Source organism: Ruegeria sp. AJ12, from assembly GCF_056536245.1.
Map to the genome: position 1 here is coordinate 21,251 of NZ_JBQFJJ010000001.1, position 16,816 is coordinate 38,066.

18 protein-coding genes and 2 pseudogenes are annotated in these 16,816 nt (G+C 59.1%); 10 read left to right on the forward strand and 10 right to left on the reverse strand.

The features are described from left to right. Positions 1–131: 131 nt before the first annotated feature. On the reverse strand, positions 132–1,031 hold the full coding sequence (locus tag ACR3E0_RS00135; RefSeq protein WP_480474971.1) for a substrate-binding domain-containing protein: 900 nt from the start codon (positions 1,029–1,031) through the stop codon (positions 132–134). Positions 1,032–1,657: 626 nt separating this feature from the next. On the opposite strand from ACR3E0_RS00135, the gene tsaA reads away from it, so the two are divergent. Genes tsaA through ACR3E0_RS00165 form a run of 6 tightly spaced genes read left to right on the forward strand, consistent with a single transcriptional unit; the run spans position 1,658 to position 5,811 of the window. After that, entirely contained in the window at positions 1,658–2,155 is a 498-nt protein-coding gene (gene tsaA / locus ACR3E0_RS00140; protein ID WP_480474973.1) for a tRNA (N6-threonylcarbamoyladenosine(37)-N6)-methyltransferase TrmO, read from the forward strand. A gap of 16 nt (positions 2,156–2,171) precedes the next feature. After that, positions 2,172–2,963 carry a molybdate ABC transporter substrate-binding protein gene (locus tag ACR3E0_RS00145; RefSeq protein ID WP_480474975.1) on the forward strand — a complete coding sequence of 264 codons (792 nt, stop codon included), beginning with the start codon at positions 2,172–2,174 and terminating at the stop codon, positions 2,961–2,963. Position 2,964: 1 nt separating this feature from the next. Next, a complete protein-coding gene (locus ACR3E0_RS00150) occupies positions 2,965–3,993 on the forward strand; it encodes an iron ABC transporter substrate-binding protein (protein ID WP_480474977.1) in 1,029 nt (342 codons plus the stop codon). Beyond that, complete coding sequence (locus tag ACR3E0_RS00155; RefSeq protein WP_480474979.1) at positions 3,966–4,988, forward strand: FecCD family ABC transporter permease; 1,023 nt, start codon at positions 3,966–3,968, stop codon at positions 4,986–4,988. Before ACR3E0_RS00150 ends, ACR3E0_RS00155 begins: the two co-directional genes overlap by 28 nt. After that, positions 4,988–5,467 carry an ABC transporter ATP-binding protein gene (locus ACR3E0_RS00160; RefSeq protein ID WP_480474981.1) on the forward strand — a complete coding sequence of 160 codons (480 nt, stop codon included), beginning with the start codon at positions 4,988–4,990 and terminating at the stop codon, positions 5,465–5,467. Before ACR3E0_RS00155 ends, ACR3E0_RS00160 begins: the two co-directional genes overlap by 1 nt. After that, complete coding sequence (locus ACR3E0_RS00165; RefSeq protein ID WP_480474983.1) at positions 5,467–5,811, forward strand: hypothetical protein; 345 nt, start codon at positions 5,467–5,469, stop codon at positions 5,809–5,811. The genes ACR3E0_RS00160 and ACR3E0_RS00165 overlap by 1 nt, the downstream gene beginning before the upstream one ends. Here ACR3E0_RS00165 and ACR3E0_RS00170 read toward each other — a convergent pair. Beyond that, a complete protein-coding gene (locus ACR3E0_RS00170) occupies positions 5,808–5,960 on the reverse strand; it encodes a TOBE domain-containing protein (RefSeq protein ID WP_480474985.1) in 153 nt (50 codons plus the stop codon). The two genes, ACR3E0_RS00165 and ACR3E0_RS00170, sit on opposite strands and share 4 nt — an antisense overlap. Before the next feature lie 177 nt (positions 5,961–6,137). Here ACR3E0_RS00170 and ACR3E0_RS00175 point away from each other — a divergent pair, with 177 nt between their 5' ends. From ACR3E0_RS00175 to ACR3E0_RS00190, 4 genes and pseudogenes are all read left to right on the forward strand, one after another. After that, positions 6,138–6,512, forward strand: coding sequence for a hypothetical protein (locus ACR3E0_RS00175; protein WP_480474987.1), 375 nt, complete (start codon positions 6,138–6,140; stop codon positions 6,510–6,512). Then, a complete protein-coding gene (locus tag ACR3E0_RS00180; RefSeq protein WP_480474989.1) occupies positions 6,476–6,994 on the forward strand; it encodes a putative sulfate/molybdate transporter in 519 nt (172 codons plus the stop codon). The genes ACR3E0_RS00175 and ACR3E0_RS00180 overlap by 37 nt, the downstream gene beginning before the upstream one ends. Positions 6,995–7,242: 248 nt before the next feature. Next, a pseudogene (locus ACR3E0_RS00185) lies at positions 7,243–7,988 on the forward strand (IS5 family transposase); the annotation flags it as partial. Between the two features lie 42 nt (positions 7,989–8,030). After that, positions 8,031–8,162, forward strand: a complete 132-nt coding sequence (locus ACR3E0_RS00190) for a hypothetical protein (RefSeq protein ID WP_480474991.1) — start codon at positions 8,031–8,033, stop codon at positions 8,160–8,162. Positions 8,163–8,507: 345 nt separating this feature from the next. Here ACR3E0_RS00190 and ACR3E0_RS00195 read toward each other — a convergent pair whose 3' ends face one another. From ACR3E0_RS00195 to ACR3E0_RS00230, 8 genes and pseudogenes are all read right to left on the reverse strand, one after another. After that, positions 8,508–9,470 carry a TAXI family TRAP transporter solute-binding subunit gene (locus ACR3E0_RS00195; protein WP_480474993.1) on the reverse strand — a complete coding sequence of 321 codons (963 nt, stop codon included), beginning with the start codon at positions 9,468–9,470 and terminating at the stop codon, positions 8,508–8,510. Beyond that, positions 9,467–11,373 (reverse strand): annotated as a pseudogene (locus ACR3E0_RS00200) (TRAP transporter permease). The gene ACR3E0_RS00195 and the pseudogene ACR3E0_RS00200 overlap by 4 nt, the downstream one beginning before the upstream one ends. Positions 11,374–11,590: 217 nt before the next feature. After that, positions 11,591–11,953 (reverse strand): carboxymuconolactone decarboxylase family protein, encoded by a 363-nt coding sequence (locus ACR3E0_RS00205; protein ID WP_480474995.1) that lies wholly within the window; start codon positions 11,951–11,953, stop codon positions 11,591–11,593. A 1-nt stretch (position 11,954) separates the two neighbouring features. Further along, entirely contained in the window at positions 11,955–13,643 is a 1,689-nt protein-coding gene (locus ACR3E0_RS00210) for a thiamine pyrophosphate-binding protein (protein ID WP_480474996.1), read from the reverse strand. Positions 13,644–13,660: 17 nt separating this feature from the next. Continuing rightward, positions 13,661–14,461, reverse strand: a complete 801-nt coding sequence (locus ACR3E0_RS00215; RefSeq protein ID WP_480474998.1) for an alpha/beta fold hydrolase — start codon at positions 14,459–14,461, stop codon at positions 13,661–13,663. Then, positions 14,461–15,057, reverse strand: a complete 597-nt coding sequence (locus ACR3E0_RS00220) for an amino acid synthesis family protein (protein ID WP_480475000.1) — start codon at positions 15,055–15,057, stop codon at positions 14,461–14,463. Before ACR3E0_RS00220 ends, ACR3E0_RS00215 begins: the two co-directional genes overlap by 1 nt. Beyond that, the gene (locus ACR3E0_RS00225) at positions 15,047–15,208 is read right to left on the reverse strand and encodes a hypothetical protein (protein WP_480475002.1); all 162 of its coding nucleotides are present in this window, start codon (positions 15,206–15,208) and stop codon (positions 15,047–15,049) included. Before ACR3E0_RS00225 ends, ACR3E0_RS00220 begins: the two co-directional genes overlap by 11 nt. Before the next feature lie 122 nt (positions 15,209–15,330). Continuing rightward, positions 15,331–16,803, reverse strand: coding sequence for an aldehyde dehydrogenase (locus ACR3E0_RS00230; RefSeq protein WP_480475004.1), 1,473 nt, complete (start codon positions 16,801–16,803; stop codon positions 15,331–15,333). Between the last annotated feature and the right edge of the window lie 13 nt (positions 16,804–16,816).

Sequence of the window (16,816 nt, forward strand, 5' to 3'; positions counted from 1 at the left end):
GGCGGCTACATGGATGTCCATTTCACGGCCTTTGACAACCTCACCGACATTCATATGGCCGATATGTCTGCGATCGGGAAACCACCCGGGCGAGCCGCGGCCGCCACGCTCCAGACCTTCAGAGGTTGTTGTCAGGCGTTCCAGATCACCTTGCCGAGTTTCGCCGTATCATAGCCGCCATAGGCCTGCGCCCTTCTGTCGAAATCCGTGGTCGCGCAGAATCGCAGCAGTTTTTGCATCGCCGTGTCGAACCAGGATTTGCGGTCCACAATCAGAGCGAATTGTTCCTCGATAACGGGCAAGAATTCCAGACCGTAGCTTTGTGCGACAGCCTTTAACCCGAAAGTGACATCCGCATCGCCGCGTCGAACCGCCTCGACTGCCTCGTCTTCGGTGCGTGCCACGTCTGCGAGCTTCAGGCGAGACAGCTCCAGACCCTCTTTCTGGGCAACTTCGCGAAACAGGGTCTCCGTGCCGGATGTCGTCTGACGCGGAACGAAACGGCCGCCCGCAAGATCGGTCAAGCCGGCAGGGACGAATCCGTCCGCATGATAGACCAGCCCCCGCTGTCGCGTAGCGAACGTGATCAGCACCGCATTCTGATCTGCGGCCAATGCCGACACGGCCGGCACGTTCCAGCGATCTGATTTTGCATCATGAATGTGCAGCCCCGCCGCAACTCCCTCGCCCCGCGTGAAGCGGTCGAGCCCGTCGAGCGACCCGTCGTAGTAACTTGCCAGCCCGCACCGCGACTGGCGGATCGCCCAGTCAAGCAGCGGATCGTGGCTGCCCAGTATGATCGGCGGGCGCGCTTCGGTACGGGGATCCGGCGGCGCAACACCGCCGGATTTGGCCCGCTGTATCCAGGCCCGGATCTCGGCGGCGGGAAACAGCAGCTTGCCAGTTGCCCTGGAGCAAGGGACGCTGCCGGACGAGGCCAGATCGTATATCTTGCGCTCCTTCAGCCGAAGGAGGTCGGCCAGTTCCTTGACCGTCAGGTATTCGTGATCCGGTAAGGCAAAATCTTCCATGGCATCTTGGTCGGTTAGCGGGATTGTATTCTATCCGCCTTCTCGACCATCTTATCAAGTATGCCGTGCGATTGGGAAGAACAGCTGCTGGTCATCGGACGGGTGATGACCGATTTGCCACCACAGTGATTACCGCGCTCGGACGGGTGAGAGTGCGGCGGAACCGGGCAAGACCCGCTGTCACCAACCGCAACGGACATCCCTAAAACACTTCTAAGTGGACTTCAGCGGTCTCCGACACAGCGGGCGAACTATCTCGGCACTCTGAAAAGACGGCGATGGTCATCATCACCGGCGCATATTCCACACCCAGAAAACCAGCGCCCAGATCCAAGAATGGAGGGAGAAGAGAATGCCGATGATCTCTTTGGGGGGCCTATCAGAGCGTTCGTGCCGATGAGAACTGGGTTGCGTCATGGCGAACGCTCGAAAGCGAGGCCGAAGGCTGAGCCGTTCTTCTGCAAAGCTTCCGAAGTCCGCATTTTTTCCGGAACTTTATCGGACCTACAACAATCAAAAGGGATTTCAAGGCTGGATTCAGGTCAAAATTCAGGCCAAAATCACGAAAGAGCGCAGTTAGATGAGAAGTATATACGCAAATTAGTGCATAATTTCCCGAGGGACTCGTGACAAGTTTGAATGATCTGCGGACCAATGAGCAAACGGTTGATCTGGCGCCTGCGTCCGATGCGGCCCTGCGTTTCATCGGGACAATCCGAACACCGTGGCAATCCCGCGAAGACTGCCCGCCTCAGGGCCGCCTTGACGGGCCGGAGTGTCGATTGATGCTCGATCCGCTGTGGCGCGGCGCGCTGCGTGGTCTCGAAGACTATGGGATGATCGAGGTGCTCTATTGGCTGGACAAAGGCCGACGCGACTTGATCCTGCAAAGCCCGAAAGGCGACGGGAAAACCTTCGGAACCTTCGCCCTTCGCTCACCCGTGCGGCCCAATCCTATCGGCACCTCCATCGTCAAGCTCGAAAGGATCGAAGGGAGCGATCTGTATGTGCGCGGCCTCGACTGCCTCGACGGGACGCCTTTGGTCGACATCAAGCCGGACCGCTGCGCGTTCACTCCGAAAGCGCCTGCGAAACGGGACGGCACACAACGCCAAGCAAAATGATCATCGGAGGACTAATATGCAAAAACCGCTTATTCTGGGAGCCCTGCTGGGGCTTGCGATGACACCCGCGATGGCTGACGAGCTATCGCTCTTCGCGGCGGGCAGCCTGAAAGCGGCTCTCTCGGAGGTGGCAACCGACTACAGCGCGACCTACGGAACACCGCTTGTCACGAATTTCGGCCCGTCGGGTCTGATGCGCGAACGGATCGAGGCCGGTGAGGCGGCCCATATCTTTGCATCGGCCAACATGCGTCATCCGATGACGCTGGAAAGCGCGGGAAAAGGCGGGCCGGTCGCTCTCTTTGCACGCAATCGGCTCTGCGCGCTGGCCAGCCCAGAGGTGGCAGTCTCGTCCGAAACGCTGCTTGACGTGATGCTGTCGAGCGACGTGCGCCTTGGCACATCAACACCGAAAGCTGACCCATCTGGTGACTATGCGTTCGAACTTTTCGACAAGTCGGGGCATGCCGACGCGCTAAAGGGAAAGGCCCTGCAACTCACCGGAGGCCCCGACAGCGCCAAACCTCCCGAAGGGCGCAACGCTTACGCCTGGGTCCTGGACAGCGATCAGGCGGACATTTTCCTGACCTATTGCACCAACGCTGTGCTTGCACAGAACGAGCTGTCCGAGCTGCAAATCGTGCAGCTGCCCGAGGCGTTGTCGGTCGGGGCGGATTACGGGCTGATCGTGCTCGATGGCGCGCCCGCCGAGGCCTGGAGACTCGCATTGCACATCCTGTCACCGGCTGGTCAGTCGGTGCTCGCGGAATACGGCTTCGAAGCGGCGGCTGTCCCAAAGGGGAACTGATATGCGGGCCCTGATCCTGCTTTTTGCCGTTTTGGCGCTGCCTGTGCAAGCGCACACCATAACCGACAGTGCCGGGCGCGTTGTGGAGATCCCGGACGAGGTGAACACCGTCTTTGCCGCAGGCCCCCCGGCATCGATCCTTGTCTATATCATGAAGCCTGAGGCCCTCACCGGCTGGCCGCGCGCCCTGCGCTCCGAGGAACGCGATTACATCGCCGCGCCCTATCGCGACATTCCCGAAACAGGGCGCATCACCGGGCGCGGCGGTGAAGCAAACCTTGAGCGTGTCCTGGAGATCCAGCCCGATCTGATCATCGATTTCGGCTCGGTCCGCGACACCTATGTCGACCTTGCCAACCGTGTTCAGGAGCAGACAGGCATCCCCTATCTCCTGATTGATGGCCGGTTCGAGAATACACCTGCCGCCCTTCGGCTGCTTGGCGAAGCGCTTGGCGTGCCGGAGCGTGGCGAGGAATTGGCGGCACATGTCGAAGGAACCTTTGCCCGGATCGATGCCATTCTTGAGAACGTCCCTGAGGAAGAAAGGCCCCGCGTTTACCTTGCGCGAGGACCGGAAGGGCTTGAAACGGGCATGAAGGGTTCAATCAACACCGAGATCATCGAACGCGCTGGCGGGCGGAACGTCGCAGACGACGGGGGCACGACACGCGGGCTTGTCCAGGCCTCGATGGAGCAGGTCATTGTGGCCAACCCGGACACCATTGTGACATGGGATCCCAACTTCTACGGAGCGGTGTTCGACGACCCGCTCTGGCACAGCATCGATGCCGTGCACGATGGCCGGGTCTATCTCTCCCCCACGGCACCTTTCGGTTGGATCGACCGCCCGCCATCGCTCAACCGGATGATAGGGCTGATCTGGATGACGGGCCTGCTCTATCCAGACCAATGGCAGGGGGATCTGCGCGAAGATACCCGCGCTTTCTATGAGCTCTACTATCATGTCGATCTGACCGAAGAAGAACTAGAGAGGCTGCTCGAATGGGCCGAGGGACGACCGCCGATGTAACACAACGACGTCCGATCCTGACGCTGACCAGCGGGCTGGCGCTGTGTTTGGTGGCGCTGGTCTCTACGGCGGTGATGATCGGGCCCTTTGGCCTGAAACCCGGTCAGACGCTGATGGCGCTGCTGGGCCGGGGCGACCCCCAGGCCGAAATCGTGGTCTGGAACATCCGCATGCCGCGTGTCGCCGCGGCACTGCTGGTCGGCGCGGCGCTGGCCGCTGCCGGGGCAAGTTATCAGGCGCTGTTCCGAAACCCGCTTGTGTCCCCGGATATTCTGGGGGTTTCGGCCGGGGCCGGTCTTGGTGCGGTTGCTGGTATCTTTTTCTCATTGCCGGTCGCCGCGATCCAGGCGTCGGCCTTTGTCGGCGGCATGATCGCTGTTGGGTTCGTGATGCTGGTGGCGTCGATGGTCCGCAATACCGACCGGACGCTGACGCTGGTGCTGATCGGCGTGGTGATCGGCGCCCTGGCCGGCGCTGCGACCTCTCTGCTGAAGGTCATGGCCGATCCGTATGATCAGCTTCCCGCGATCACCTTCTGGCTGCTGGGCTCGCTTGCGGCGATCACCACCGAAGATATCCTGCCCGCGCTGCCGATGGTGCTGATCGGGCTTGTGCCGCTGGCGCTGCTGCGCTGGCGTATCAACGTCCTGAGCCTTGGCGATGAGGAGGCCCGCGCCCTCGGGATCGAGGTCGGGCGCACCCGGTTTCTCGTGATCGCCGCCGCCACGCTGATCACCGCCAGTGTCACCGCATTGGCGGGCATCGTCGGCTGGGTCGGCCTTGTCATCCCGCATATCGCGCGGATGCTTGTGGGCCCTGGCTTCGGGCGGCTGCTGCCGGTCTCGATTCTGATCGGGGCGGGATACCTGGTGATCGTCGATACGCTTGCCCGCACCATGGCGCAGGTCGAAGTCCCGCTCGGCATCCTGACCGCCGTCATCGGTGCGCCGTTCTTCGTCTGGCTGCTGGCCTTTGGACGGCGGGGCTGGACCTGATGCTTGAGGCTCGGGATTTGGCGTTTGGGTATGGCAAGACCGAGATCGGCACGGGCCTGAACCTTGCCGTGCACCCCGGAGATATTCTGTGCCTTTTGGGACCCAACGGATGTGGCAAGACAACCTTGTTCTGCACGTTGCTTGGGCTTCTTCCCGCGCTGTCGGGACAGGTTCTGCTTGGCGAGAAACCGATCACGGCACAGAGCCGTGCCGAAATTGCCCGGCGGGTCGCCTATGTGCCCCAGGCCCACGCGCCACCCTTTCCGTTCGACGCGCTTGAGGTGGTACTGATGGGGCGCACCGCGCGCCTCGGGACATTCGAACAACCCGGACAGCGTGATCAAAAAATTGCCCTGAACGCGATGCGGCAACTCGGCATCGGTGATCTGGCGCACAGGGATTATTCGCGGCTGTCCGGCGGACAACGGCAGCTTGTGCTGATCGCCCGCGCGCTGGCTCAGGAAGCCTCCTTATTGTGATGGATGAGCCGACCGCCAGCCTCGATTTCGGCAATCAGGCCCAGGTGCTTGCGCAGATCAAGACGCTGGTCAGAGATGTCGCAGTGACCGGGCGCAGTGTCATTCTTTCGACTCACGATCCCGACCAGGCTTTCGCCCTCGACGCCCGCGTCCTGCTCATGAAAGATGGGCGGGCGCACGCGGAGGGCCGCGCGACCGATGTCCTAACAGGGCCCAATCTGAGCCAGGTCTACGATCTTGAGATCGCCGTCGAAACCACCGGTTCGGGTCGAAAAGTCTGTCTTCCATCGCTCGGTCGCCAAACCGCACCGATGACGACACCCGATGCCTTGGCAAGTGTCTAGGCCGTCTTGCCGATCACTAGCCTCAGATCGTCGACCGAGGCCTTGGTGATCATCGCCGTCACCGACCCCGATCCATACTGCGGAATGGAAGGTACCTTGTCGGTTGCGCAAGCAGGTCCGGTCAGCCTGTTCGGTGCAGACAGTTTCATCTCTCGCGCCGGCCTTGGTTCGCGGTTGAAGCTGGCACTATGATCAGGCGTCGGAAGTCCAATGTGTCCCTTATAATAGAGAGATGTGAGTGAAAGATCAGGAAGACCCCCAGCTTCCGCTTCGATCTTCGCGAAGCCAATGGCGCGCTCGGCGATATCGGGACGCTGTTGCCGTTGATGATTGGCGCAATCGCCCTGCGCGGCGTATTGATCGGCCTTGTTCTCCTGGCATTGGGTGCCAGCGGCCTTATCGACAGACTTACACGTCTGATGCCGCAGTCCGTCGTTTCCGGGCTGCAACTGGAGCTTGGGATAGCTCTGGGCTGGATTGCGCTCGGCTGGATGACAGACCATGTTGGTGTTGGCATCATTTCACTAGGTGTCGCCGCCGCCTTGCGCTTCGGGGCGCATGCCGCAATTGTGACAATCCTGTGTGGTTTGGCGCCCGGCGCCGTGTTTGGTTTATCCGGTGACTCGACGCTCGTTGCATCTGCGGCAGCACAATGGTCAGCGAAATGGAGCACTCGCCGACTTTCGGACCGCGGCGACTGATTTCGCCTTGGCACAACTGGCCTGACGCTGACAAATGCGGTGTTCCTGACAGCACTGGTCGCAGGGACCGTTATGGCCCGCGCGCCGATCACGTGACACCCCGCAGACTGTGCCAGACATCCGGGGCGGCCAATCTTCTTCTAGCACCCTTTGGAGCACTCCCGATGTGCCACGGTGCCGGCGGCGTCGCCGCGCATCATCGCTTTGGAGCCAGGACCGGCGGCACGCCGCTCTTGCTTGGAGCAGGCTTGCTGGTGCTCGCTCTGGTGCCAGACCCGTTGAGACAGATCGCGCTGACGTCGATACCGATGGCCACATTGGGGGCGCTGCTGCTGATTGCTTCGGTGGAGTTGACGGCCAACCGACGGCTGATCGACGCACAGCCATCCTGCAGACCTGTCATAGCCGTCACCGCCCTTGGCGCGCTAGCGGAAATCGTGCGAAAGCGTATCTTGCGTCACGTGACGAACGCTCTTCGGTAGCCGGATATCATCTGCGCCAATCGCACGAAGCTGTTGGAACGACCCAGAAAACCATAATAGATCAAGAAGAAACCCAAAACGCGATCAGCGCGGCAGGGCGATAGACCGCGCGATCGACGGGTGAACATGCGTTGCACAGGGACTCGCCGGATTTGTTGAAATCAGGCGCTAATCGCTGTCATCCCTCACGGGATCAACTCACGAGACGTCTTGAACGGCGGCTTTGATCGACTTTTCATAAGTCGGTGCGGAGAGCAGTATCTGGGAGGTTTACCTTTGTCAATCGCAAGGGGTTACGGTGGCGCGATGCACCTAGGGAATATGGACCACACAAGACGCTCTATAATCTTTGGAAGCGATGGAGTGACAAAGGTATCTTTGCCCAGATGTTGGTCGGTCTTGCCGCGGAACACGACGAGCAGAAGACGGTCATGATCCCCTCTGAGGGCATCACTGCGTGATGCCCTGCCGGGCAATGGATGCAACGTGCCTCAAGCCCATCGCACAGCGTCCAGCCTTGCGGTGAAAAAGGGGACGTGGACGTCTGATCGGGCGCACCAAGGGCGGCATGAATACCAAGCTGCATGCGGTTTGTGACAGATGAGCCATGGTGCGCCATTGGTTCAAGCACAATGGCAAATGACACCCTTTGTATCTGTTTAGTCACCGCCGGTCAGGTCAGCGACTACATCGGTGCAAGGGCATTGGTCAGCCGTCTGCCAATGTCGAATGGTTGCTGGGTGACCGCGGCTATGATGCCGATTGGTTCACAGAAGCGTTGAAAGACAAAGGGATACGCGCGTGCATCCCAGGCCGCAAACAGCGCAAGACAACTGTCCGATACGACAAGTGCCGCTACAAACGCCGCAATCGGATTGAGATCATATTTGGCAGATTGAAGGACTGGCACCGTGTGGTGACACGCTACGACCGTTGCCCCAAGGTCTTCCTTTCAGCCATCGCTCTCGCGGCAATTGTCATTCATTGGCCATGACTCCTGAGCCTAGATCGGCACAATGTCACCCGGGGGTCGAAAATGCTGCACGTTCTTCTGCTGCAAATACTCGGCTACCGTTGCAGCAGCGAGGTCGCCATTACTGGTGTATTGGCCGTGAACATCGTCAAGACAGGAACAAGGAGAGGCTTAGCCAACAAGAAAAACTACTAAAACGTCGAAGAATAGCCCCATCTATCGAGCCAAAAAGCCGCCCGCCGTATAGCACCGCCGCCGACAGGGACGTAACAGAGACGTTGTCGCGAGGCGTTTGAGGCGTCGGTGCTTGTGTTACAAAGGTCAGAAAACCGAAGCCCGATTCCGGACCTCACGTTCCATGCCGCCTTACTACACATCAGTACCCGCTGTGGCGCGCCATCGCCTTAAAAGGCAGGCAAGCTGTTTTTCAATACCGATCTGACTAAAGCTGTACTTGCGAAACGGTCAATGGGCGGCCAGCGATACCCGGGTTTTGCACCCCGGGGAATGAACTTGCTGGCCGCACAATTGGATCGTCAGTTACATTGCACCAATTTCCTTGAAATAGCGTTCTGCGCCGGGATGCATCGGAACTCCATAGAGCTTAGCACCGAGCTGAGGATTCATACCGCTGAAGCTGGTATTCGTCTCCTGCATGTCACCAATGTTCTCCCAAAACGCCTTGGTGAACTGATAAATGAGTTCTTCATCGGCATTGTCGTCCGTGAAGATCACTTGGGCGAGCCCAAAGGTGCTGATATCTTCATCCTGACCATTGTACGTGCCAGCAGGAATTGTGTAGGGAACCAGCAATCCGTGGTACTCTTCATTCATTCTTGCAACCACATCTTCCGAAACGTCCAGGTATCTGATCGGAATGGTTGCCGAAAGCCTTTGTGCATTCCCCAAACCAAGTTGATAAACATGCGCGCCGCCGACAAAAACACCATTCTGGATCTCGTCAAAAACCTGACCGGTGGCAATCTGGCCGACATCGAAAGACTCTAGCGGAATGTCAGCCGCTTCGAGCATTTTAAGGTTCATCCCATGGGTGAAGCTGGAAGGGATGTTGATGTTGAACGGATGGCCCTTGATCTCATCGAGGGATGTGATGCCGCTGTCTTCGCGCACAAAGATGTTCTGGGGAACAGCGCCGAAACTGAAGACATACCGGAGACGCTTGAAATCCTCGGACATCGGAGATTCAGCATATTGGTCGCGCTGGTTGTAAGCAAAGTTCAGCGTAATCAGCGTATTGAGCGCGACGTCCACCTTATCGGTCAAAACCAGCCCCAGATTATCCCTGTATCCTCCGGTGGTCTGAACAGAAAACTTGAAATCATCCTGCGACTTGTTGGCAACGTCGGCCATCAGGGCGCCGTTGATATACGGTCCGGATCCCGAACCGCTGGCTCCGATGGATGCCTGTTGCTGCGCCTGCGCAACCTGAGTGCACAAAGATACCGTCACGCCCGCAACGGCTGCGAGTAGTTTGATTTTCATAGTGGGTTCTCCTTGTTGGATTGGGTTGGGTGATCGAGTCTTGTTTTGATTGGATATCTTCTGCGAAGGAAAAAAATCGCTGCAACGATGGCCATACCTGCCAGCCCGAGCAGGTGGCCTGGAAACAGCATCGCGACGGCCGCCAGCACAAGAAGGCAGCGCTCGATCCACGTGATCCAGCCGCCGCACCAACCTTGTATTCCGGCCGCCATTGCAAACACCCCAACGCTGGCGGTGACGGCCGCCAGAACAACCGGCAGCCAGGCCGCTTGCATCAGCAAAGCCTCGGAGTAAAGGAACATAAAGGCTACAATGAAACCGGGCAGCGAATGCACAAACGCGACGATGGTCGTTGTCCACCAGTTTGCGCGTGCGATACCTGCAGCGACGACGGCAACGAGCGCGACCGGCGGCGTCGAGCCGGATTTGATCGCGAAATAGAACAGAAACAGATGAGTTCCCAATATCGGCGCGCCCGAGGCGATCATTGCCGGTGCGGCAAACATGGCCAAAAGCAGATATGCGATCGGCGTCGGCATGCCCATACCAAGTAGTGTTGCCGCAATCACCGCCAGCAGGGCGGTAATCAACATTGAGCCATCGCTGATTGACAAGATGATCTCGGTGAGGCGCGGCCCTAACCCAGTTGACACAATGGCCGCCTGAAGCAGACCAATGGAGATAATCAATGCGGTGATTGCCGCGGCCTGCCGCAGACCCTGATCCATTTGCCCGAGGAGGTCTGACAGAGGCACACGTGTTACGGTGCGCAGAGCCCCGACCACCAGAGCCACAGTCAGAGCGATCAGGCTGGCATAAGAGGCGGTATAGTTCTCCACAATCAGCAGGTAGAACAGCAATGCTGGCGCAATGATCAGATGCCAGCCATCCCCGATACAATCGCGTGCCGAGGGATTTCATCTTCAGGAAGACCCTTTAGCCCTTCCTTCAGAGCTTCGATGTGAATAACCCAGTACAGCGAAAGATAGTATAGAAATGCAGGAATGAGAGCGGCCACAGCGATTGTTGCATAAGAGATCCCCGTGATCTGGGCCATGATGAAAGCCGATGCACCCATAATCGGCGGTACAAGCTGGGCCCCTTCGGATGTGTTGGTTTCAACAGCAGCGGCGACATGGCGCTTGAAACCAGTTCGGATCATCAGCGGAATCGTGAACGATCCTGTGGCAACCACGTTGCCGACCGAACTGCCGACCATCGTGCCCAACCCCGCAGATGCGACCATGGCGCCCTTTGCGGCGCCGCCGGTTTGCCGCCCCAGACCAGCATTGGCCAGGTTCATGATAAAGTCGCCGGTTTTTGTTGCCTGCAGCACAGACCCGAACATCATGAACATGAACAGGTAAATGGCCGCGACTTTCAGGCCGGTCCCGAAGATTCCTTCACTTGTGTAGGTCACGATGTAGGTGAAGCGCTGCAGATCCATGCCGGCATGTGAAAACACGCCTGGCAATTTGTCCCCGAACAGCATGTAAGCACAGCTCAGAACCCCCAGCAGCGCCAATACGATGGACTGCCGCCGTGATGCCTCAAGCGCGACTGCGACCAGAACAAGACCCACAATCGTGTCCCGTTGCGTCAAGTAGCTGGAACCCCAAAGGTTCAAAAGCCGTTCATATCCGACGATGATATAAAGAAGGCTGCCGACGGCCGCGCAGGCCGCGACGATATCCAGTATCCATTGCGCGGTCCTGAGAAGCGGTTTGTCGGAACGGGTGCGCCCCAGAAATGTGATCAAAAGCGTTGCGGCGGCGAAAATCGCAAGATGAACGACAGTTGTTTTATATGGTCCAAACAGGGTTGCGTAAGCCATGTAGAAAAAGAGCGCGAACCCCACAACACGCAACGCATGATTCACGATCCGATCGATTTCAGACGACATAACCTGCGCCTCCTGCCCTGTTGCGTAGGTCTCCAGGTGCCAGTTCGCAGTTGTCCCGAACCAGCGGACGGCACCCACTGTCGTTTGCAGACAGTTTAGAAAGAGCGCTCACGTCCGCGTCTGGTCGTTTGGCCCGAACCAAAGAAAACGGCATAGCTCAGAGATGTCTTGTCGGAAGAATCTGTCCCGCAAATTCAGGTGGTTGCTGTCAATCATGTTATCCGCCTGCCTTTCCCACTTCTTCAAGCAGGATCGGCACGCCCATGGTCACAGAGTGGATTCCCATGATCGAGGTGAGCTGGATCACTTCGAGGATTTCCTCTTTGGTCGCCCCGGCCTCAAGTGCATTGGCCATATGCCGACGCGCGCCCGACGGCCACAGATGTGTGGTGGCCACGTTGATCGCGATAAAGATCAGTTCCTTGGTTTTCTGATCCAGCGGACCCTTCAGCGGAACCGAGCGGAATTGCAGGAAGGCCTCCAGATAGTCGGGATCGAGGTCCTCCAACTGGCTCCAGAACGGATTCCAATCGCCGGTTGCGCGTTGCGCCTCGGTCGCGGGATATTTGTGTGTGGTCATTTCAACCCCCTCTGTGCTTGAAACTGTCACGGCGAAAAGAATAAAGCGCCGCCGGGTCCACCATCACGTCGATCACAGCGGGTTTGCCGCAATGCAGTGCTGCTTCGATGGCCTCGGCAGTTTGCGACAGGGAGTCCGCACGATACCCTTTTGCGCCATAGAGTTCGGCCAGTTTGTCGAATGGCGGGGAGGATATGTCCGCTCCGATGTAACGCCCGTTGAAGAAGTCCCGCTGATAGGCTTTTTCGGCTCCCCAACAGCCGTTATTCATCACCACGGTCACGGTGTTGATGCCGTAATCCACCGCCGTCGAAAGCTCGGATGTGGTCATACCGAACCCGCCATCGCCCATCAGCGAGATGACGGGGCGGTCCGGACAGGCCAGTTTCACACCCAGTCCAGCGGCAAAAGAAAACCCCACCAGCCCGAAATCCAAGGGGGTAAACAGGCTTTTCGGCTGCCAGTAGTTCAGCTTATCCGTGGCTTGAAGACACAGCGTGCCCGCATCCATGGTATAGGCGCTATCCTTCGGGCAGACATCCCGCAGTGTCTTAAACAGTCCCGAGGGCTGGATAATGGAATTGGCCACATCGGCCTCGGTGTCGCGGCGTTCCAGATAGGCCTGTCGCTCGGCTAAGTAGCCTTTGGTCCATGCCTCCGCCTGAGCGCGGTGGCTCAGCTTTTCAGCCTCGGCCCGCAGTTGGTCGGCAACGGTCGGCGCATCCCCCCAGATACCAAGCGTGACCGGGAAATAGCGGCCGATCGCAGTGGGGTCCTGTTCAACGTGAATGATCGCCGCATCGCGGTTGATATTGTCGTAGCTGTAAAAGGTTGCGTTGAATCCGATCCGGGTGCCAAGGGCGAGGATCACATCCGCCTCTTTCACAAGCCGCGAAGCGACCGCGTTGCCGCGCGGTCCCATCTGCCCCGCATTCAGCGGGTGACCAAATGGAATGGCATCACCATGGCCCGGAGAGGACACTAATGGCGTGTTGAACGCCTCTGCAAGCGCAATGGCCCCATCGGCAGCACCGGTGTTCTTGATGCCGCCGCCCACCATGATCACCGGGCGGGTCGCCTCGGACAGCATCCGGGCAGCTTCGGCAATTGCCGCTTCCGGAGCAGCGCTGGTACAGATCGGGCGGTAGCCCCCGGGCTTGGGCGCCTGCACAAACTCTGCCTGCCCCGAAAGCACGTCGCGCGGCAGGTTCAGATGTACCGGACCCTTGCGCGGGGCGTTGGCGACACGGAACGCCTCTTGCACCAGTTCCGGCACACGATCAGCCGAAGGTACGGTCCAGGTCTTCTTGGTAACCGGCGTAAGCAAAGCCTGTTGGTCCACCTCCTGAAAGGCATCGCGATAGACATGGCCTGATGCCAGCGCACCGCCAATGGAAACGATGGGCGTGTAGGCGGCTCTGGCCTGGGCCAGTCCGGTCACGAGGTTCGTCACGCCCGGCCCGTTCTGACCCGCAAGCACCACGCCGGTCTCGCCACTCGCGCGGGCATAGCCGTCAGCCATATGGGTGCCGGTTCGTTCATCATGCACGCCGATGAAATTGATCTCTTTTGCGTCATAAAGCGCATCGAACATTTCCATCGTCGCCGAACCGATCAGGCCAAAGACGAATTTTGTCTCTTCGGCTTTGAGCACCTCGACAGCAGCCTGTCCGCCGGAAAGCTGGATCATTGGTTTTTCCTTCTTTGTCAGTTTGCCAATGCACGATCCAGAAACTGGAGGATCGGCTTAGAGAAGAGATCGGGCCGTTCGATCAGCCCGAGATGTTGCAGTTCAGGTATAATGACGGTTTCCGCACCCGGGGTCTCAGCGGCGATCGCATGGCTCATTGCCGGGGTGGAACCGCTGTCATGTTCGCTGGTCATCACCAGCATGGGTTTGATAATGGACGGTTCTGGTGCGATGAGCTCGCGCACACCCTTGGCCAGCACCTGCCTATGTGCCGCGTAGTTGGCCGGATCGTTGGCCAGAACGACATCGCGGATATCTGCAACTGTGTTTGCGTGGTTGCGGCGAAAAGCGTCGGTAAACCAGCGCGCCAGTGTCACTTCTATACCTGCGGCCGGCCCACCTGATGCAGTGGCCTGCGCCCGCTCTTCAACAAGGCGCTGCTGGTCTTCACCCCGGTCGTGGGGGGAATTGAGGATCGCCAGCGCGGAAATACGCTCGGGATGATCGATGGCGCAGCGTCGGTTGATCATCCCGCCGAGCGAAAACCCGACAAGCGCCGCCCGGTCGATCTGCAACTCATCAAGAAGCGAAACCAACTGCTCGCTGAGGTTTGTCAGGGTCACTGGCCCCTCTGGCAAGGCGGTCTCACCATGCCCAAGAAGGTCATAACAAAGCACTTTGAAGCGCTCTGCGAGCACCGGGACAATCGGGCCCCATGTACTGTGGCGCGTCAGACCGAGCCCGTGGATCAACACCACAGTTGACGCTCCCTCAGGTCCCGTCAGATCATAGGCGGTGCCCGCCTTAAAAGCCGCCATTACACCCCCGCCGGATTGCTCGGATCGCGACCCATCTCAGCCAAATCCTGATAGCGGTCGCCGATACGGTGGTTTGGATGCCCACCCACCGACGCGCCAAGAGCGACGATGATTTCGTCCTCAGCGGGTGCGTCGCAGATCGAGGTCTGGATCGTCTGGTAATGAGACCGCCGCCCACCATCGTCTTTGTCCATCAGCGGTATAGTGATCGAACAATTGGCCGCGCCGCGCGTGTTGGAAAAGACCAGGTAGGTTTTGGCATCCACCGCTTCGCGCAACTGATTGCCGAAATGGACCGTGTGCGTCATCGCCTGGGCGTGCTCAATCTCGCCCCCCATGCCGACAACGCTCGCCTTGCCACAGCCTTCCAACCGGTCGCCGGTCACGTCCAGCAACATCTCGGTCAGCGTTTTTCCCACGAATGGCCCGTGTTCCATGATCTCAGGACGCATATTCTCGACATGACCGCGCCCGAACCACGGGTTCTTGAGTATCGCCATTGCGGCCACCAGAAGTGTCGGCTCTTGGACCTTCTTCCAGCCCTCCAGATAAGTGGTCTGCTGCCAAAGCAACGTGCGTCGAATCTCAATTGACATGGATCGGTTCCTTCTCAGTGGATGCGGGCATGACCTCGACAACAGATGACCGCATCAGGCGCTGCCGTCGCCGCATGTCCAATTCTATCGAGGCGTAGAGGTGCACGGCGTTCCCGCCGGTACTTTTGTTTGTCTTCAGTTTCCCAATCACCTGTTGGCCACCCCCAACAAGCGGGTTTTCTCCAACGATGTCGCGAGTTGTTCGAAACCGACCGATGGGGCGGTCGGTTCCGCACCGGCGAAAGTAGCGAAGATATGCCCATTTCCGCTTGGTCATCGGGCCACGAACTGGCTGCCCAGCGGCTCGGACGATGTGTTCATCCAAACCGTCTTGGGTCGTGTGTAATCGTAGACGGCCTGAAACCCGCTCTCACGGCCATAGCCCGAGGTTTTCATGCCTCCGAACTCGGCGATCGGGGACACCGCCCGATAGGTGTTGACCCAGACGATTCCGGCACGCACCGCACGGCTCATGCGCAGCGCGCGGGCGCTGTCTCGGGTGAAGATGCCTGCTGCCAACCCATGCACGGTGTCATTGGCTAGCGCCAGAGCCTCTTCTTCGGTTCGAAAACTCAGGACACTCAGTACCGGGCCAAACAACTCCGTGTCGACGATGTGCAGATCCGGGCGAGGACAGTCGACAATTGTCGGCTGAAAATACATGTCCGAGCCTGCTTTGGCGCGCTTGCCGCCACAGACGATCCGTCCGCCTTGTTCGACTGCGCGCGCCAGTTCCCGCTCGATGGTTTCGATCTGCGCATGGGTACAGAGCGGACCCATCTCCGTTTCTTCCGCCATCGGGTCACCGATCTTTGCGGTCTTTGCAATTGCGGCCAAGCGCTCCAGAAATGTATCTGCGATAGTCTCTTGGACAATCAGACGCGACCCGGCGACACAGCTTTGCCCTGACGCCGCGAAAATCCCCGAAACCGAGCCGTTCACCGCGCTCTCCAAATCGGCGTCGTCAAAGACGATGAAGGGAGATTTGCCGCCGAGTTCGAGGCTGATTTCGGCAAAATTCTCCCGCGTATTCCCAATCACGTGGCGCGCCGAAGCCGGACCCCCGGTGAACGAAACCCGCGCCACCAGCGGATGCGAGGTCAGCACTCGACCGCAGGGATCTCCGTGACCAGTAACGATATTGACCACACCATCGGGGATACCTGCCTCGGCGATCAATTTGCCAAATTCCAACATCGCGGCAGAGGCATGTTCAGACGCCTTCAACACCACCGTGTTGCCTGCTGCCAGCGCCGGGCCGATCTTGACCGCGGAAAGGAACAGTTGACTGTTCCAGGGCACCACCGCTGCGATCACTCCCAGCGGCTCGCGATCGGTAAAGACGAACATGTCCGGCTTGTCGATCGGCAGCGTCTCGCCGTTTATCTTGTCGGCAGCCCCGGCAAAGAAGTGATAGAACTCACTGATGTATTTCGCCTGCCAGCGGGTCTCCTTGAACATCTTGCCGGTGTCGCGGGTCTCGATTTCCCCCAAGGCTTCGGACCTGTCCGCCAGAAGATCCGCCAGCCGGCGCAGGCAGTGGCCCCGCTCGGTGGCGGTCATCCGGGACCAGGGGCCGTCATAGCAGGCCCGATGCGCGACGCGCACCGCCCGGTCCACATCCTCGGCGCTCGCCTCGGGAATCTCGGCCCAATTCTCGCCGGTTGCCGGGTTCAGGCTCGGGAAGGTGCCACCATCTGAGGATTGCACCCATTCCCCGCCAATCAGCATCTTGTATGTCTTCATTTTTTCGGAACCT

What these genes read in the sequence shown, in the direction of transcription:
- ACR3E0_RS00135 (WP_480474971.1), bottom strand. Translation starts at nt 1,031, where the DNA reads ATGGAAGATTTTGCCTTACCGGATCACGAATACCTGACGGTCAAGGAA.
- ACR3E0_RS00145 (WP_480474975.1), top strand. Translation starts at nt 2,172, where the DNA reads ATGCAAAAACCGCTTATTCTGGGAGCCCTGCTGGGGCTTGCGATGACA.
- ACR3E0_RS00150 (WP_480474977.1), top strand. Translation starts at nt 2,965, where the DNA reads ATGCGGGCCCTGATCCTGCTTTTTGCCGTTTTGGCGCTGCCTGTGCAA.
- ACR3E0_RS00155 (WP_480474979.1), top strand. Translation starts at nt 3,966, where the DNA reads ATGGGCCGAGGGACGACCGCCGATGTAACACAACGACGTCCGATCCTG.
- ACR3E0_RS00160 (WP_480474981.1), top strand. Translation starts at nt 4,988, where the DNA reads ATGCTTGAGGCTCGGGATTTGGCGTTTGGGTATGGCAAGACCGAGATC.
- ACR3E0_RS00165 (WP_480474983.1), top strand. Translation starts at nt 5,467, where the DNA reads ATGGATGAGCCGACCGCCAGCCTCGATTTCGGCAATCAGGCCCAGGTG.
- ACR3E0_RS00170 (WP_480474985.1), bottom strand. Translation starts at nt 5,960, where the DNA reads ATGAAACTGTCTGCACCGAACAGGCTGACCGGACCTGCTTGCGCAACC.
- ACR3E0_RS00175 (WP_480474987.1), top strand. Translation starts at nt 6,138, where the DNA reads ATGATTGGCGCAATCGCCCTGCGCGGCGTATTGATCGGCCTTGTTCTC.
- ACR3E0_RS00180 (WP_480474989.1), top strand. Translation starts at nt 6,476, where the DNA reads ATGGAGCACTCGCCGACTTTCGGACCGCGGCGACTGATTTCGCCTTGG.
- ACR3E0_RS00190 (WP_480474991.1), top strand. Translation starts at nt 8,031, where the DNA reads ATGCTGCACGTTCTTCTGCTGCAAATACTCGGCTACCGTTGCAGCAGC.
- ACR3E0_RS00195 (WP_480474993.1), bottom strand. Translation starts at nt 9,470, where the DNA reads ATGAAAATCAAACTACTCGCAGCCGTTGCGGGCGTGACGGTATCTTTG.
- ACR3E0_RS00205 (WP_480474995.1), bottom strand. Translation starts at nt 11,953, where the DNA reads ATGACCACACACAAATATCCCGCGACCGAGGCGCAACGCGCAACCGGC.
- ACR3E0_RS00210 (WP_480474996.1), bottom strand. Translation starts at nt 13,643, where the DNA reads ATGATCCAGCTTTCCGGCGGACAGGCTGCTGTCGAGGTGCTCAAAGCC.
- ACR3E0_RS00215 (WP_480474998.1), bottom strand. Translation starts at nt 14,461, where the DNA reads ATGGCGGCTTTTAAGGCGGGCACCGCCTATGATCTGACGGGACCTGAG.
- ACR3E0_RS00220 (WP_480475000.1), bottom strand. Translation starts at nt 15,057, where the DNA reads ATGTCAATTGAGATTCGACGCACGTTGCTTTGGCAGCAGACCACTTAT.
- ACR3E0_RS00230 (WP_480475004.1), bottom strand. Translation starts at nt 16,803, where the DNA reads ATGAAGACATACAAGATGCTGATTGGCGGGGAATGGGTGCAATCCTCA.